Annotated in this window: 12 protein-coding genes; 4 read left to right on the top strand and 8 right to left on the bottom strand. The window is 72.0% G+C overall.

The window, feature by feature from the left end; translation table 11 throughout:
* The first annotated feature begins 2 nt into the window (after window positions 1-2).
* Window positions 3-1,457: a UbiD family decarboxylase gene (locus MMF94_RS22550; RefSeq protein WP_241039121.1), complete on the top strand. Its 1,455-nt coding sequence runs from the start codon at window positions 3-5 to the stop codon at window positions 1,455-1,457.
* Between the two features lie 57 nt (window positions 1,458-1,514).
* On the opposite strand, the gene MMF94_RS22545 is transcribed toward MMF94_RS22550, so the two are convergent.
* The 4 genes from MMF94_RS22545 to MMF94_RS22530 are packed head-to-tail and all read right to left on the bottom strand — an operon-like array spanning window position 1,515 to window position 6,109.
* Window positions 1,515-2,783 carry a kynureninase gene (locus MMF94_RS22545; RefSeq protein WP_241039120.1) on the bottom strand — a complete coding sequence of 423 codons (1,269 nt, stop codon included), beginning with the start codon at window positions 2,781-2,783 and terminating at the stop codon, window positions 1,515-1,517.
* Window positions 2,780-3,658, bottom strand: coding sequence for a tryptophan 2,3-dioxygenase (locus MMF94_RS22540; RefSeq protein WP_241039119.1), 879 nt, complete (start codon window positions 3,656-3,658; stop codon window positions 2,780-2,782). The genes MMF94_RS22545 and MMF94_RS22540 overlap by 4 nt, the downstream gene beginning before the upstream one ends.
* Before the next feature lie 21 nt (window positions 3,659-3,679).
* Window positions 3,680-4,906: a GNAT family N-acetyltransferase gene (locus MMF94_RS22535; protein ID WP_241039118.1), complete on the bottom strand. Its 1,227-nt coding sequence runs from the start codon at window positions 4,904-4,906 to the stop codon at window positions 3,680-3,682.
* 57 nt (window positions 4,907-4,963) lie between these two features.
* The gene (locus tag MMF94_RS22530) at window positions 4,964-6,109 is read right to left on the bottom strand and encodes a glycosyltransferase (protein WP_241039117.1); all 1,146 of its coding nucleotides are present in this window, start codon (window positions 6,107-6,109) and stop codon (window positions 4,964-4,966) included.
* A 137-nt stretch (window positions 6,110-6,246) separates the two neighbouring features.
* Here MMF94_RS22530 and MMF94_RS22525 point away from each other — a divergent pair, with 137 nt between their 5' ends.
* Window positions 6,247-8,511 (top strand): glycerol-3-phosphate 1-O-acyltransferase, encoded by a 2,265-nt coding sequence (locus tag MMF94_RS22525; protein WP_241039116.1) that lies wholly within the window; start codon window positions 6,247-6,249, stop codon window positions 8,509-8,511.
* Window positions 8,508-11,477, top strand: coding sequence for an HAD-IB family hydrolase (locus MMF94_RS22520; RefSeq protein WP_241039115.1), 2,970 nt, complete (start codon window positions 8,508-8,510; stop codon window positions 11,475-11,477). Before MMF94_RS22525 ends, MMF94_RS22520 begins: the two co-directional genes overlap by 4 nt.
* Before the next feature lie 18 nt (window positions 11,478-11,495).
* Here the strand turns inward: MMF94_RS22520 and MMF94_RS22515 are convergent, their stop codons facing one another.
* Window positions 11,496-12,374: an endonuclease/exonuclease/phosphatase family protein gene (locus tag MMF94_RS22515; RefSeq protein ID WP_241039114.1), complete on the bottom strand. Its 879-nt coding sequence runs from the start codon at window positions 12,372-12,374 to the stop codon at window positions 11,496-11,498.
* Between the two features lie 194 nt (window positions 12,375-12,568).
* Here MMF94_RS22515 and MMF94_RS22510 point away from each other — a divergent pair, with 194 nt between their 5' ends.
* Window positions 12,569-13,717: a CaiB/BaiF CoA transferase family protein gene (locus MMF94_RS22510; RefSeq protein WP_241039113.1), complete on the top strand. Its 1,149-nt coding sequence runs from the start codon at window positions 12,569-12,571 to the stop codon at window positions 13,715-13,717.
* A 21-nt stretch (window positions 13,718-13,738) separates the two neighbouring features.
* Here the strand turns inward: MMF94_RS22510 and MMF94_RS22505 are convergent, their stop codons facing one another.
* From MMF94_RS22505 to MMF94_RS22495, 3 genes are all read right to left on the bottom strand, one after another.
* Window positions 13,739-14,593, bottom strand: a complete 855-nt coding sequence (locus tag MMF94_RS22505) for a metallophosphoesterase (RefSeq protein WP_241039112.1) — start codon at window positions 14,591-14,593, stop codon at window positions 13,739-13,741.
* 133 nt (window positions 14,594-14,726) lie between these two features.
* Entirely contained in the window at window positions 14,727-14,966 is a 240-nt protein-coding gene (locus tag MMF94_RS22500) for a hypothetical protein (protein ID WP_241039111.1), read from the bottom strand.
* A 24-nt stretch (window positions 14,967-14,990) separates the two neighbouring features.
* Window positions 14,991-16,124, bottom strand: coding sequence for an inorganic phosphate transporter (locus tag MMF94_RS22495; protein ID WP_241039110.1), 1,134 nt, complete (start codon window positions 16,122-16,124; stop codon window positions 14,991-14,993).
* Between the last annotated feature and the right edge of the window lie 100 nt (window positions 16,125-16,224).

The following is a 16,224-nucleotide window of genomic DNA, read 5'->3' as shown; positions in this document are numbered from 1 at the left end:
GGATGACCACACCCGGTGACGAACCACTGCTGAGCCTACGTAGCCACATCGACGCGGTGCAGAAGATGGGCGAGCTGCGCCACGTCCACGGCGCTCATTGGGACCTGGAGCTCGGCGGTATCGCCGAGGTGAGCTACCACCTTCCTCATCCGCCTGCCGTCCTGTTCGACGGGATCACCGGCTATCCCGCCGGCATGCGGGTGCTCACCGGCAGCACGGGCTCCTCCCGCCGGTTCGGGCACACCCTGCGTCTCGGCGACGACCTGGACGACGCGGGCCTGGTGGACGCGCTCCGCGGCAAGCCGTCGCAGTGGACGAGCCGCGCGCGGGACTTCCCGGTCGCGCCGGTGGACAGTGCACCCCTGCTCGCCAACGAGGTGGCCGGCGACCAGGTCGACCTGCTGACGTTCCCCGTCCCGCGCTGGCACGAGCACGACGGGGGCCGGTTCATCGGCACCGGGTGCTTCGTGGTGACGAGCAACCCGGAGACCGGCGTGCACAACGGCGGCTGCTACCGCATGGAGGTGCAGGACGACGGCCGCAGCACCACGATCGCGGCCGTCCCCGGCAAGCACGGGGCGCAGAACATCGAGCGGTGGATCGCGCGCGAGGGCCGCGCCCCGGTGACGGTGTCCTTCGGGCACGACCCGCTGCTGCTGGCGCTCGGCGGCACCGAGGTGCCGGGCGGGGTGTCCGAACTGGAGTACGCGGGCGCGGTACTCGGGGAACGGGTCCCGGTGGTCATCGCCCCGGACACCGGCCTGCCGATCCCGGCAGGCAGCGAGATCGCCGTGGAGGGCTGGCTCACCCCCGGCAACATGCGCGACGAGGGCCCGTTCGGCGAGTGGACCGGCTACTACTCGGGACGCCGCCGGCCGTGCCGGAACCTGGAGATCACGCGGTTGTACCACAGGGACGACCCGATCCTGCTCGGAGCGCCCCCCGGTCGCCCCCCGCACGACTACTCCTACATGCGCACCGTGATGAAGTCGGCGATGATCCACGACGAGCTGGTGTCGATGGGCGTGCCCGGCGTCACGGCGGCGTGGGCGCACGAGTCCGGCGGCGGGCGGCTCTTCATCGCGGTCTCGCTGGAGCAGCGCTACCCGGGCCACGCGCGGCAGGTTGCACACCTCGCCGCACAGTGCCCGGCCGCGGCCTACATGAACCGGTATGTGGTGGTGGTCGACGACGACATCGACTGCTCCGACCTGGAGCAGGTGATCTGGGCGATGTCCACCCGCAGCGACCCGGACCGCGACATCGAGATCATGCGCTACGGCTGGGGCAGCAAGCTCGACCCGATGCTCCCGGAGGGCGCGCCTGCCTACAACAGCCGGGCGATCATCGACGCGTGCCGCCCCTTCGAGCGTCGCGCCGACTTCCCCCGGGTGGCGCAGAGCAGCCCCGAGTACCTCCGCGGCGTGCGCGAGAAGTGGGAACACGCGCTGCGCTGATCCCGCGCGGTGCGGATCTTCCGGACCGGCGTGTCGTTCGTCCAGCTCCTGGTCGGGTCAGGCGTGCTCGGTCAGCACGTCGCGGAGGATCGAAACGCCCGCGTGGACCTCGGTGAAGCTGGTGCTCAGCGGGGCCAGGCCGAGGCGGATGCCATCCGGTTCGCGGAAGTCGGGGATCACGCCGCGCTCCCACAAGTGCGGGAGCAGTTCGCGGAACCCCGGCCGGCGAATCGTCACGTGGCCGCCGCGGCGTGCCGGGTCACGCGGTGAGGCCACCTCGACGCCGTAGGGCACGAGCCAGGCGTCCACCAGTTCGAGTGCGAACTCCGTGAGTGCCACGGACTTGGCCCGCACGGCGGCGATCCCCGCCTCCTCCAGCTGCTCCAGCGCCGCCAGCAGGGGCACCATCGCCAGGACCGGCGGCGTTCCGCTCACCACGCCGCGGACGCCGTCGGCCGGCACGTAGCCGGGGCCCATCAGGAACGGGTCACGCCTGCCCATCCAGCCCTGGATCGGCTGGCGCAGCACGTCCTGCAGATCGCGGCGGACATAGCCGAAAGCCGGGGAGCCGGGGCCGCCGTTCAGGTACTTGTAGGTGCATCCGGCGGCGAGGTCCACGCCCCACGCGTCGAGCTGCAGCTCCACCGATCCCGCGGAATGGCACAGGTCCCACAGCACGAGCCCGCCGGCGTCGTGCACGACGCGGGTGACGGCTGCGGCGTCGGCGAGCCACCCGGACCGGTACGCCACGTGGCTGAACAGCACGAGTCCCGTGGCCGGGCCGACGACGGCCGCGACCTGCTCGGCGGTGACGCCCTCGGCCGGGTCGGTCTCGATCCAGCGCAGGACGCAGCCGCGCTCCGCGGCGATGCCCTCCAGCACGTAGCGGTCGGTCGGGAAGTTGTCGGTGTCGAGGACGATCTCGCGACGTCCGGCGCGGGCCTGCGCGTCGACAGCGGCCCGCGCCAGCTTGTAGAGCAGCACCGTCGTGGAGTCGGCCACGACGGTCTGACCGGGGGCCGCACCGAGCGCGGCGGCGGCGATCCGGTCGCCGACCCACCCCGGCCAGTCCATCCAGGGCCGGGCCGAGCGTGAATCGGCGGGCCCGTCGCCGGTCCAGCCCCGGATGAGCCCGCCGCCCCACTCCCGCGTGACGAACCGGTCGAGCCGTTCGGCCATGCCGGCCAGCGGACGGCCGAGCGAGTTGCCGTCGAAGTAGGCGACGACGTCGGGGCTGGGCACGAAGCGAGTGCGGTGGGCGGACAGCGGGTCGGTGGCGTCCAGCTCGGCGGCGCGTGAGGCCAGGTCGACGGTCTCGGCGGTCATGACCCGATCTCCGTGCGGACGGCGTACAGCTCGGGGAAGAAGGTGAGCTCCAGCGCCGCCCGCAGGAACTTCACGCCGCTCGACCCGCCCGTGCCGCGCTTCACCCCGATGGTGCGCTCGACGGTCTTCAGGTGCCGGAACCGCCAGAGCTGGAAGTTCTCCTCGAGGTCGACGAGCTCCTCACAGGTCTCGTAGGCCTCCCAGCACTCGTGGGAGTGCTCGTAGATGCGCCGGAACACCGGCAGCAGCTCCGGGCAGAACGTGTGCGGCTGGCGCACGTCGCGCTCCAGAACCGATCGCGGCACGTCATGGCCGTGGCGGGCCAGGTAGCGCAGGAACTCGTCGTAGACGCTCGGCTTGTCCAGCAGTTCGGTCAGCTGCGCGCGAGCCCGCTCGTCGTGGCCGAACAGCTCGATCATCGCGGGGTTCTTGTTGCCCAGCACGAACTCCACGGCCCGGTACTGGTCGGACTGGAAGCCCGACGACGTGCCCAGGAAGCTGCGGAACTCCGCGTACTCGGACGGGGTGAGTGTGGCCAGCACCGACCACTGATCGGTCAGGGTGCGCTGGATGTGCTTCACCCGGGCCAGGCCCTTGAGCGCGGGCCGCAGGTCGTCGGCCGCGAAGTGGGCCTGCACCGCGCGCAGCTCGTGCAGCACCAGCTTGAGCCAGAGCTCGGACGTCTGGTGCTGCACGATGAAGAGCAGCTCGTCATGGTGCACCGGCCTGCTCACCGGGTGCTGCGCCGACAGCAGCTCGTCCAGGTGCAGGTAGGCGCCGTAGGACAGGTTCACCCGGCCCGGGCGAGAGCTGTCCTCGCCGAACTCGCGGACGATCCCGTCCTCGAGCGGACGCAGCCCGCCGGTCTCGCTCATAGAAGGAACTGTAGGGCTCGGTCAGAACCCCGTGCCGTGCTGCGGGAGGCACTCGGCCTGGAACGCGAGGTCGACGCTGTGCAGCGCGGTCTCGTCCTCCGTGGCGAGCAGCCCGGCGCGCGCGAGGGTGGTGGCACGCTCCCCGCCGAACAGGAGTTGCCCCAGCGCGGCGACCTCGACGGACACGGTGGGCCCACCCACGTCGACGCGCACACACTCGGCGCCGTCCGGGCCACCGCGCAGGCGGAACCGGCCACCGCGGTCGAGGAACGGGTCGTGCACGTCGAGCACGACGTCGACCTCCGCGGCGTACCGGCGTGCGGACAGTGCTGCGGGCACGTCCAGCACCCGGGCCCACATCCCGTCGCGGATGCCGGTGGTGCGGACCTGCCGCGGGTCGGTGAGCAGGTACTGCAGGGGGTCGTCGAGCGGATGGGACCACACGGTGACCGTCTCCAGAAGGTCCATGGCGAGCAGCACCCGCCACAGCGCGGCGTGCGCCTCTTCGGTGACGGTCACCATGTCCACGACCCGGCACGTCCGTTCGCCCTGGTCGATGCGGTAGGAGGCGTATCCGTCGGCGTGCACGAGGTGGAAGAGCGCGGTGCCGCCGTTGCGCTGCCATTCCCGGTCGAGCAGCACGTTGTCCCACCAGGTGTCGCTGCGGCTGAGCGCCCCCGGGACGGTCGCCACCCACCGCCTGTGGATCTCGGGGAAGAGCTGCCGCGCCTCGGTGGTGTCGATCTCACGGACGCCGCCGGGGTCGGGTGTTCCGGGCCGGAACGTCGCGCGGCGGCGGGTGATCTCCACGGATCGGTGCAGGGTGGTGATGCCGTAGCCGAAGCGGCCGTAGATCGAGCCCTCGCTCGCGGTAAGCAGCGACACGGCGGAGCCGTCGGTCACGAATCCGCGGTGCTGCTCCTCCATCAGCGCCCGCAGGATTCCGCGGCGGCGGTGGGTGACCGCCACGGAGACCCAGGTGACGCCGGGTGCGGGCAGGGTGGCGCCCCCGGGGAGCGTGACGTCGAACGGGAACGAGCCGGTGACCCCGACGATCCGACCGTCGTCCTCGGCGAGCAGGAATCGGTCCGGTTCGAACAGGGGCCGGAAGGCCTCGATGTCCTCGTCGCGGTAGTGGAAGCCGAAGCCACGCCCGTCCACCGTGGCGATGGCGGGGAGGTCCTCGGCCCTGGAGCGGCGCAGGACAGCGGGCGGAGGATGGCCACCGGGCTCGGATTGCTGCAGCACGATGGCGGATTCTTGCTGCCCGGACCGCGTCGCGTCGACGGGTTTGCGTGGATTCGTTCAGGATGCGGGTGGCCGGACGGGTGCGGCCCGGCCCGGCACCAGCACGTCGCGGTAGAGGTCGTGGAGCCGCCGGGCCCAGCCGACGGCCTCGTACTCGGCGAGGAACCGGGCGCGCGCCGCGGCCCCGAGCCGCTGCCTGCGTGCGTCGTCGTGGGTGAGCGCGACGAGCGCGTCGGCGATGGCGGCGGGGTGCAGCGACACGAGCATTCCGGTGTCGTTGGTGACGATTTCGGGGACGCCACCGACCCGGCTGGCGACGGCGGGTACGCCGGCCGCCATGGCCCGCAGCAGCGCGGTGGGGGCGGCCCCGGAGCGGGCGTTGTGCAGGACCAGGTCGGCCACCCGCAGCAGGGCGGCGGGCTCCTGGTGGCGGTGGACGAACCGGACGTGCCGCGTCAGGTCGTCGCTTCCGTCCACACGCGACTCCAGCCACGGACGCAGCGGTCCGTCGCCTGCCATGGCGACCACCAGCGGCAGCCCGTCGGGCAGCGAGTCGAGGGCGTCGAGCAGGAGTTCGTGGCCCTGGTCCCGGCGCATCGGTGCCGTGCTCACCGCGAGCACCTCGCCGTCGGCGACACCCAGAGCGGCGCGGCGGCGCTCCCGCTCGGCCTGGTCGACCGGGCCGGGATCGGTGACGCCGTTCGGCAGGAGCACGAGGTCCTGCGGGGTGTCGGAGCCCAGGCTCCGGTACCACTCCACCTGCGCCTGTGAGATCGCGATCGTCCGTGACATGAACCGTTGCCGGGCGAGGATCTTGGCCGTGCGCTTCAGCCGGTCGACACGGTCTGCCGGCAGGTTCTCGATCCGGTGCAGGGTGGACACGGCCGGGATGCGGTTGCGCACGGCCGCCGCTGCCCCTACCACGTCGGCGGCCGGTAGGTGGGTATGCACGAGCTGCACGCCCTGCTGGCGCATCAGCTGGGCGGTACGGGTGACCGCGCGCGGATCCCAGGGGCCGAGCCCGAGCTCCTTGACCGGGACGCCGAGCCGGTGCAGCGCGCTGACCTGGCTGGTCTCGGAGGTGGACGCCAACGAGATCACCACGAGGTCGAGATCGATCTCCCGCGCCGCCCCGGCGAGGTCGACCAGCCCGATCTCCGGGGCGTCGGGATGCAGGGTCTGGACGAGATGCGCGATCTTCACGGGCCCTCAGGGTACTGACGCGCGCCCGCCCCGCCCTCAGGGACACGGGTGGTTGTTCAGATGACCCCGAATCAGCCACGGCTGACCACGACCCGGCCGCAGCGGGGCAGGATGGGCCCTCGATGGAAGGTGGGCGGATGGACGTGCACGACGGGGCCCCGCTGATCCTGCTGGTGGACGCGACGACGGGCGTGGAACGCAGGCTCGTCGAGGACTGGGTACGGCAGAAGGGGCTGCATCCGGTGGTGGTGCTGCCCGTCGAGGGCGCGGCGCTGGCCCCGTCGCTGGCGCAGCACGGCGACGAGGCGGTCGTCGCCGCGGTGCGCGTGGCGTGGCTGCCGCGGGAGCGGGGCGGGCAGCGTCGCGTGCGGTGGGCCGACGTGGCGGCGCTGCGCAACCCGCGTCATCCCCTCCCGGTCGAGCAGGCCCGCATCGTCAAGCGGGAGCCGGACCGGGTGGCGGTGGTGGTGGCCGAGCCGGCCACCGTCGGCGACCTGGAGGAGCGATTCACCGCCGGCCGCTCGTCGCTGCGTGCGGGCGCCTTCGGGCACTTCGTCGCCCGGCAGGCCTCGCTGGCGCTGGACCGGGCCGAACGCGCGCTGGTCGGGCACCGGTACAAGGTGCCGCGCCAGGTCGCCGAGGCGATCGAGGAGAGCCCCGAGTTCCGCCGCGAGATCGCCGAGCTGGCCGCGAAGCTCGGCCGGCCCGAGGCGGACGTGGCCGCGAAGGCGAGGGCCGACCTGGACGGCCTCGTCGCCTCGATGAGCCCCGTGGCCGTCGACCTGCTGACGTCCGCGCTGCGCCCGCTGCACGCGAGGGCGTGGGATGTGCAGGTGGACAGCGCCGGGCTGGAGAAGCTGCGTGAGCTGAACCGGCGCTACCCCCTGGTGTTCCTGCCGAGCCACCGCTCCTACGCCGACCCGATGCTGCTCGCCGACGTACTCGCCGAGAACGACTTCCCGCGCAACCACGTGCTCGGGGGCGACAACCTGAGGTTCTGGCCGGTCGGGCCACTGGCCAAGCGGTCGGGGGTCATCTTCATCCGGCGCAGCTTCGGCGACGACGAGATCTACAAGCTCGCGGTTCGCGAGTACTTCGCGTTCCTGCTGGCCAAGCGGTTCAACCTGGAGTGGTACATGGAGGGCGGCCGCTCCCGCACCGGGAAGCTGCGCCCGCCCCGCTACGGGCTGCTCGCCAACGTGGCGGAGGCCGTGGAAGGCGGCCGTGTGGAGGACGTCCACCTCGTGCCGGTCTCGATCACCTACGACCAGCTGCGCGAGGTGTCGGCGATGGCGGCCGAGCAGGCGGGGGTGCCGAAGAAGGGGGAGGGGCTGGCGTGGCTCGCGCGGTACGCGAAGGCCCAGTTGCACCCCATCGGCACCGCGTACGTGCGGTTCGCCGAGCCGATCTCGTTGCGTGCGGCGCTGGGCACCCCGCAGGACGAGGCAGCCCACCGGCTGGCCCTGCAGAAGGTCGCCTTCGAGGTCGCGGTGGGGATCAACCGGGTCACGCCGGTGGTCGCGACGGCGCTCGTCACGCTGGCGCTGCTCGGCGTGCGTGACCGGGCGCTGACGCTCGGGCAGGTGCAGCGCGTGCTCGAGCCGGTGCGCAGCTACGTCAAGGCCCGTGGCTGTGCCGTCGACCCCGACCGGCCCGATCCGCTCGACACGGAGGCGGGCCTGAGCCTGGTGCTCGCTGCGCTGGCCGACTCCAAGGTCGTCACGGTGTACCGGGGCGGTGAGGAGCCGGTCTACGCGATCGAGCGCGGACAGCACCTGATCGCCGCCTTCTACCGCAACAGCGCCATCCACCACTTCATCGACCGGGCGATCGCCGAACTCATGCTCCTCAGCGCCCCGGGCGGTCGCTGGGACGAAGCGATGCAACTGCGCGACCTGCTGAAGTTCGAGTTCTTCTTCCCCGACCGTGACAGCTACCGGGCGCAGCTGTCGGCCGAGCTACGCGGGCTCGACCCGGCGTGGGAGAACGCCGAGGGCGAGAGGGTTCTCGCGGGCGCCGAGTTCCTCATCGCGCACCGGGTGCTGCGGTCGTTCCTGGACGCCCAGCTGGTGGTGGCCGAGCGGCTGGCCGCCCGGCCGCCGGGGGAGCCGGTCGTGGAGAAGGCGTTCCTCGACGAGTGCAGCGGCGTCGGGCAGCAGATGCTGCTCCAGGGACGGCTGCACGGTCCGGAGTCGCTGTCCCGCGAGCTCTTCGGAAGCGCTCTGAAGCTGGCAGGCAACCGGGACCTGCTGCGCCAGGCCGACAGCCCCGTGGAGCAGGAGGCGGTCGCACAGCAGCGGCAGGCGTTCGCCGCCCAGCTGGGCGACGTCGTCCGCCGGGTGATCCGGATCGACGAGATCGATGCCGCGTCGCGGCGAGAGGCGGTAGGTGTCGAGCCATGACCCAGGCGAGCACGGGCACCGCGGGATCCGCTGCCCAGGTCTGGAACGAGGAGCAGCTGATCGCCGACGTCGAGGCGGGTCCACAGGGACCTCGTGTCGGCGCCTTCTTCGACTTCGACGGCACCTTGATCGACGGCTACTCGCTCGCTGCATTCGCGCGCCACCACCTGCGTTCCGGGCACGTCACCCCCGCCGACATCGGACGGATGCTGCTCCTGGGCATGCGCGGGCTCACCGTGATGTTCTCGGAGGAGGACTTCGAGGACTTCTTCCTGCTCGGCATGCGGGCGTGGGCGGGGCGCCACGAGGACGAGCTGACGCAGCTCGGCGAGCGGCTGTGGATGCAGGGCGTCGCCGGGTCGCTCTATCCCGAGGCGTGGCGGCTGGTGGAGGCGCACCGCCGGGCCGGGCACACCGTGGTGCTGGCGTCGTCGGCCACGAGGTTCCAGGTGGAGCCCGCGGCGCGCGCGATGGGTGTCGACCACGTGCTCGTGACACCCGTGGAGTCCGAGAACGGGCTCGCGACCGGTCGGCCGGGTGGCCCGCCGTTGTGGCGTGCCGGCAAGGCCACCGCCGTGCAGACGTTCGCGCAGGCCCACGACATCGACCTGGCCGAGAGCTACGCCTACTCCAATGGCGACGAGGACGTGCCGTTCCTCGGCGTGGCCGGGCGGGCGCGGGCGCTGAACCCCGGACCGGGGCTGGCGGCCGAGGCGATGCGGCGCAACTGGCCGATCGCCCGCTTCCGCCACCGCGGCCGTCCGGGCGCCCGGGAGATCGCCCGCACGGTGGGGGCCGTGGGCGGCACGCTCGGCGGGTTCGCCGCGGGCCTCGCACTCGGCGCGCTCAACAGCATCGCCGGGGAGGGCACGCGCCGCGAAGCCGTCGATCTCGGGCTGACGCTCGCGGGCGAGCTGGGCACGGCGCTGGGCGGGGTGCGGCTCGACGTCCGTGGCGCCGAACACCTCGTCTCCGCCCGTCCCGCCGTGTTCCTGTTCAACCACCAGAGCCAGCTCGACGTCCTGATCCTGACGAAGCTGCTGCGCACCCGCTTCACCGCCGTCGTGAAGAAGGAGGCGGCGAGCGTGCCCGGGTTCGGGCTGGCGTTCCGGCTCGCCGACGTGGCGTTCGTCGACCGCGCCGACACCGGCGCTGCGCGCGCGGCACTGGAGCCCGCGGTGCAACGGCTGCGTGAGGGGATCTCGCTCGTCGTCGCACCGGAGGGCACCCGGTCGGCCACCCCGGCGCTGGGCCGGTTCAAGAAGGGCGCGTTCCACGTCGCGATGCAGGCGGGCGTCCCGATCGTGCCCATCGTCATCCGCAACGCGGGCGAGCTGATGTGGCGCGGGGCGTCGACGCTGCGGGAGGGCACGGTGCAGGTCACCGTGCTGCCGCCGATCCCGACCGACGGGTGGACGGTGGAGGAGTTGGACCGCCACATCGCGGAGGTCCGTGACCGGTACATCGACACCCTCGCGCACTGGGACGGCCGGGGCGGTCCGTCCCGCGTGCCGAACGGGGAGGTCGCCGTGACGGCGGGCCCGGCCGGTCCCGTGGGCGCGCCGCTCGACTCGCGCCCGCTGCGATGGGGCACCGCTCGCGAGATGAACGCGCTGGAGACGGCCATGTGGCGCGGCGAGGCGGGGGACCCGCGGCTGCGCTCCAACGTGACGCTGCTGGAGCTGCTCGACCCGGCGCCCGACTGGGAACGGCTCGTCGCCGCGCACGAGTGGGCCTCGCGGATGGTGCCCCGGATGCGCCAGCGGGTGGTGGAGCCCGCGCTGGGAATCGGCACGCCGACGTGGGAGGCGGTCGACCACCTCGACCTCGTCCACCACCTGTCCCGGGTGCGGCTGCGGCGCCCGGGTTCGACGCGCCAGCTGCTCGACGTGGTGCAGGAGTTCGCTGCGGCCCAGTTCGACCGCGACCGGCCGCTGTGGCGGGCGTTGCTGGTGGAGGGCCTGCAGGGCGGTCGCGCCGCCTACGTCGTGACCACGCACCACAGCGCGACCGACGGCCTCGGCGCCGTGCAGCTCATGGGCATGTTGCACAGCCGCTCACCGGAGCACGATCCGCACCGGCCCGAGCCGCCGGAGCCGCACTCCGAGCCGCCCGTGTCGCCGGTCGAGCTGCTGACCGAGCAGATGGGGCGAGCGGCCCGCGGGATGCCGGGTGAGGTGGTGCGCCGCAGTGCCGAGGTGCTCGGCGCGCTGGCAAGGCCGGAGGCGGTCGCCACGCGGGCCGTCGAGACCGTCCGCTCGCTCGGCAAGACCGTCGCGCCCCCGACGACGGGCCACTCCCCGCTGCTCGCGGAGCGCAGCGGTCAGTGGCACTTCGAGGTGATCGACGTGGGGCTCGACGAGCTGAAGGCCGGGGCGAAGGCCGCAGGCGGGTCGCTGAACGACGGGTACCTGGCCGCGGTGCTCGGCGCCTTGCGCCACTACCACCAGCACTTCGGCGCCGAGCTGGGCACCATCCCGATCGGCATCCCGATCAGCCTCCGTACGCAGGACGACCCGCAGGGCGGCAATCGGTTCACCGGCGCCCGTCTTCCCGGGCCGCTCGACGAGCCCGACGCCGTCGCGCGGATCCGGGCGGTGCGGGAGTTCGTGCTCACCGCACGGTCGGGCTCCGGCGTCGACGTGGTGGGGCTGCTCGCCCCCGCGCTCCCGTGGCTGCCCGGAGCGGTGCTCGGCCCCGCATCGGCCCGGCTGACCTCGGCCAACGACGTGCAGGTCAGCAACCTTCCCGGGGTGAGCCACCCGGTGTACATCGCGGGCTCCCGGATCACGCACATGTACCCGTTCGGCCCGCTGCCGGGCGTGGCGGCGACGATCACCCTGCTCTCCCACGACGGGACGTGCTGCATCGGCGTCAACCTCGACCCGGCGGCGATCACGGAGCCCGCTGTGCTGATGGCGGGGCTGCGCGCCGGCCTGGACGAGGTGGTGGCCCTGGCCGGCTGACGGCGGTGCCGGACGGGCCTACTCGGCGAAGGTGGTGGCCACGGGCTGATGGTCCGATGCCTCGGTGTCGGTCAGGACCTCAGCGCTCTTGACGCGTTCCGCGAGGTCGGGCGTGGCGAGGATGTAGTCGATCCGAATGCCGCGCTTGGTGCTCATGTCGCGGTAGAGGGTCGGCCCGTCCTCCTCGCGGTTGCCCGCCGCGGTCCAGGTGTCCACGAATCCGTCGGGCCGGACGAGCCGCCCGTATCCCGAGCTCCGCGGACCGGCCAGGAGCGAGTACGGGGGGTCGTCGGGGGTGAAGTTGAGATCTCCCATCAGGATCGCGCTCGCGGGCACGGCGGGCAGCGGGGATTCGTTCCACGACGGGTCGATCCGGGCGTTGTCCGTGATCGCCGTACCGGAGCTCACGGTTCCGTCGGCCGCAGCGCGCCGATGAATGTCGAGCGAGAGCTGGGCGTGCTGTATGCGTTCTTCGGTGCACAAGTGCGAGAAATGACTGGTGTAGACGCGCACGACACCCAGTGGCGTCTCGATCGTCGCCTCGGTGAGCCCACGCTGAATGGAATGGGCGTTCCGCGGGCTGAGCTTCGGGAAAAGAAATGTCCGGGTCGTCAGGATCGGCCATCGCGACAGCACCGCATTCCCGAACTGGCGCCGCCGATGCACCCCGGCCACCGTCTTGTGGATGTCGATGGTGGCGCCGTAGACGAAGTGGTAGTCACCGAGCGCGGCGGCGATGTGCTCGACCTGGTGGATGTTGCCCGACCTGTCCCAGTACGCCTCGGCCTCCTGGAGACCGACGATGTCGGCACCTTCCAGCGCCTGCGCAGTGCGGTCGACGTCGTAGCGGCCGTCGCGGCCTCTGCCGAACTGGATGTTGTACGTGACGACACGCATTGCGGCTGCATCCCCCGTCTGTCGGCGCGGAGCTCCCACGACAAGAGGTATGCCGACGACCTTGCACCGGCGTGTCGTGCGTGTGGCCGGCTCGCGGCGCCCCGGCCAACGTCGACGGGCGCGCCGGGGTGTGGCGTGGGCCATGCGCCTGACCCGGCAGCAGGCCTCCGGCCGGGGTGGCGGGGGATGATGCGGTGGTGCTGCCCCTGGACGGAATCCTCGTCGTGTCCTGCGAGCAGGCCGTGGCCGCGCCGTTCGCCACCCGCCAGCTCGCCGAGCTCGGTGCCCGCGTGATCAAGGTCGAGCGGCCGGGCGACGGCGACTTCGCCAGGGCCTACGACACCACGGTGCGAGGCCTGTCGAGCCACTTCGTCTGGCTCAACCGGTCGAAGGAGAGCCTGGCGCTCGACCTGAAGGCCGACGCGGGGGCGGGCGCGGACGCCGTGCTGCCGCGGCTGCTCGCCCGCGCGGACGTCTTCGTGCAGAACTTCGCGCCCGGCGCGGCGGAGCGGCTCGGGCTGGGCCACGAGGAGCTGCGGGCGAGGTTCCCCCGGCTGATCACGTGCTCGATCTCCGGTTACGGCCCGTCGGGCCCCTACCGTGACGCCAAGGCCTACGACCTGCTGATCCAGTCCGAGGCGGGTCTCGTCTCCGTCACCGGCACGCCCGAGGAGCCCGCGAAGAGCGGGATTCCCGCCGCGGACATCGGCGCGGGTATGTACGCGTTCTCCGGGATCCTCGCGGCCCTCTACGACCGGGAGCGCACGGGCGTGGGCACGCATCTGGAGATCAGCCTGTTCGACGCACTCGTCGAGTGGATGGGGTTCCCGCTGCACTACACGGCGGGCAGCGGCACACCGCCGCAGCGCGCCGGGACCAGCCACTCCGCGATCGCGCCCTACGGCACGTTCGCGGTGGGCGACGGCACCGAGGTCGTGCTCGGGATCCAGAACGAGCGGGAGTGGGTCGCGTTCTGCGGGGTCGTGCTGCAGCGTCCGGAGCTGGCCGCCGACGAGCGGTTCCGCAGCGGCTCGCTACGGGTGGAGCACCGCCCGGCGCTGCACGCCGAGATCGATGCCGTGTTCGCCCGCCTCACCGGCGCCGAGGTGACGCAACGGCTCACCGAGGCCCGGATCGCCCATGCCCGTCGTCGCGAGATGGGAGAGGTGCTGGAACACCCCCAGCTCGCCGCACGGGAGCGATGGACCGAGGTCGGATCTCCGGTCGGTCCGCTTCGCACGCTCCTGCCACCGATCACGCTGCCGGGCCGCCCGCCCCGCATGGACCCGATCCCGGAGGTGGGCGAGCACACGGCGGCGATCCTGCGCTGGCTGGAGGACTGAGCCGGTGTCAGCGCCGGGCCGTCACCCCAGGCCGGCCGCGGCGCGCAGTCGCGCGAGCTTCGGTTCCATCTCCCCGTCCGGTACCTCCGCCATGACCTCGGCCCCTACCGGCACGGACGTGGTCAGCAGGCCGTCGGCGAACAGGTCGATCCGGCTCACCGACGGCGCCGCGACCGTTCGGAGCGCGGTCCCGGGCGTGGAGACGTCGATGGTGGTGGCGATCGGCCCGCCGGTCCAGACGGGGATTCCGCGGAGCGTTCCCGCGCTGGCGACGTGCGTGTGGCCGGCGAGCACCACGCGGACGTCGCTGCCGGCGATCGCGTCCCCGAGCTCCTCACGGTTCAGCAGGGGAATGGACGCGGCGAGCGGAGAGGCGCTGGGCAGGGGCGGGTGGTGCAGCGCGAGCACCGTGCCTGCGGGAACGGGCTCGGCCAGCTCGGCGCGTAACCAGGCCAGCTGGCCCGGGCGCAGGGAACCGTGGGCCTGGCCGGGCACGGTGCTGTCCAGCACGATGATCCGCAGCGTTCCCACGCGAACGACCTGGTCGAGCGGTTCCCGGGACGGCGCCTCGTCCAGGAGATGCGCGCGGAACGCCTCGCGGTTGTCGTGGTTGCCGGCGGCGTAGACCACCGGCATCCCGAGGCGATCGGCGACCGGTTCCACGATCGCGCGCACCCGCCGGTACTCCTCGGGGCGTCCGTGCTCGGCGAGGTCGCCGGTGACCACGAGCGCACCGGCCGCGGCTCCCACATCGAGGACGGTCCGCAGCGCACGCTCCAGGAGGGCGGCGGTGTCGACCCCACCGGGGAAGTCGTCACCTTCGGCCACGAGATGCAGGTCGGTGAGCTGGATCAACGTATGGGTAGCGGTCGTCACACCCCCATCGTGGTCCGATGCCAGGGTCGGCGCCATGTCGTTCGGCTGGGTGACGAACGACGGACCCGGCCGTCCCAAGGATCGGGACGGCCGGGTCACGGCCTGGCTCACGACACCTGCTATTTCCTGCGGGTCACCTTGCCACCAGATAGATGCCGTAGGCGACGATCGCCACCGACGCCAGCACGCACACGCAGGCCATCGTCATGCCGATGGCAGGACTGATCGCGCTCACACCGCCTTGTGGGCGCGTCACGTCGCTGCGCGCGGCGGATACGCCGACGAGCGCCAGCGCCACGAGCACCACCACGGCGACCGCCGCCGCCAGCGACACGAGAGCCACCAGCAGCAGGGATCCCCAGTCGATGTTCACGTCCGTTACTCCTTCGTAGGACCGTCAGGCACGAGCCGCAACGGGCTCGGGAACGCTCGGTACGTCGTTGACGTTGTGCGCGGTAACCGGGCGGCGGCGCGAGGCGACGTAGATACCGGCGGCGACGCCGACGCCCACTACCGCTACGACCACGGTGCCGACCGTGCCGCCGTCGTTGACGGCCCATGCGGCGACAGCTCCGACCACGGCGGCGGCCGGCAGCGTCACGATCCAGGCGATGGCCATCTGTCCGGCCACGCCCCACTGGACCGACGCGAGGCGACGACCCGCCCCGGCCCCGAAGATCGATCCGGTGGCGACGTGGGTGGTGGAGAGGGCGAAGCCCATGTGCGACGAGGTGAGGATGACAGCAGCGCTGCTGACCTCGGCGGCGAATCCCTGCGGGGTCTGGATGTCGCTCACCCGCTTGCCGAGGGTCTGGATGATCCGCCAGCCGCCGAAGTACGTTCCGAGCCCGATGGCGAGGCCGCAGGCCAGGATGACCCAGAGGGGCGGGCCGGCGGAGGAGGGCAGTGCGCCCGCGGTGATCAGCGTGAGGGTGATGACGCCCATGGTCTTCTGTGCGTCGCTCGTGCCGTGGGCGAGCGAGACCAGTGACGCCGACACGATCTGGCCGATCCGGAACCCGCCGCTGGTGGTGCTCTGGTCCACCCGTGCCGTGATCTTGTACGCGAGATAGGTCGCGATCAGCGCGATGATCCCGGCGACGAGGGGAGATGCCACAGCAGGCAGGATCACCTTGCTGAAGAGCGCGCCGAAGTTGATCGCGCCGGTTCCGGCGGCCGCCCACGTCGCTCCGATGAGCCCGCCGAACAGCGCGTGCGAAGAGCTCGACGGCAAGCTGAGCAGCCAGGTGATCAAGTTCCAGAGAATCGCGCCGACGAGGCCGGCGAAGATCACGACCGGCGTGATGCGGGCCTCATCCACCAGTCCGTTGGAGATCGTCTTCGCCACCTCGACGGAGAGAAAGGCGCCGACGACGTTGAGTACTCCTGAGATCAAGACCGCGATCTTCGGGGGAAGGGCGCGGGTGGCGATCGAGGTCGCCATGGCGTTGGCCGTGTCGTGGAAGCCGTTCGTGAAGTCGAACGCCAGGGCGGTTATTACCACCACCACGACGATGACCGAGTAGTTCATATGCGCAGGTCCCTTCGGGTTACGGCCACGCGCACCACGCTACGGACCCGTACGTGAACGGCACATGAACCATTAAGAAAACATACACGTGGTCCCGTCG

This window comes from Pseudonocardia alaniniphila (assembly GCF_022524485.1).
Taxonomy (GTDB): domain Bacteria; phylum Actinomycetota; class Actinomycetes; order Mycobacteriales; family Pseudonocardiaceae; genus Pseudonocardia; species Pseudonocardia alaniniphila.
The sequence above is the reverse complement of the archived record's forward strand: the minus strand, read 5'-3'. Positions and strand labels throughout refer to the sequence as shown.

Bases quoted from the DNA above. Each gene is read 5' to 3' on its own strand.
- MMF94_RS22520 (WP_241039115.1), top strand. From the start codon at position 8,508: ATGACCCAGGCGAGCACGGGCACCGCGGGATCCGCTGCCCAGGTCTGG.
- MMF94_RS22550 (WP_241039121.1), top strand. From the start codon at position 3: ATGACCACACCCGGTGACGAACCACTGCTGAGCCTACGTAGCCACATC.
- MMF94_RS22545 (WP_241039120.1), bottom strand. From the start codon at position 2,783: ATGACCGCCGAGACCGTCGACCTGGCCTCACGCGCCGCCGAGCTGGAC.
- MMF94_RS22540 (WP_241039119.1), bottom strand. From the start codon at position 3,658: ATGAGCGAGACCGGCGGGCTGCGTCCGCTCGAGGACGGGATCGTCCGC.
- MMF94_RS22495 (WP_241039110.1), bottom strand. From the start codon at position 16,124: ATGAACTACTCGGTCATCGTCGTGGTGGTGGTAATAACCGCCCTGGCG.
- MMF94_RS22525 (WP_241039116.1), top strand. From the start codon at position 6,247: ATGGACGTGCACGACGGGGCCCCGCTGATCCTGCTGGTGGACGCGACG.
- MMF94_RS22515 (WP_241039114.1), bottom strand. From the start codon at position 12,374: ATGCGTGTCGTCACGTACAACATCCAGTTCGGCAGAGGCCGCGACGGC.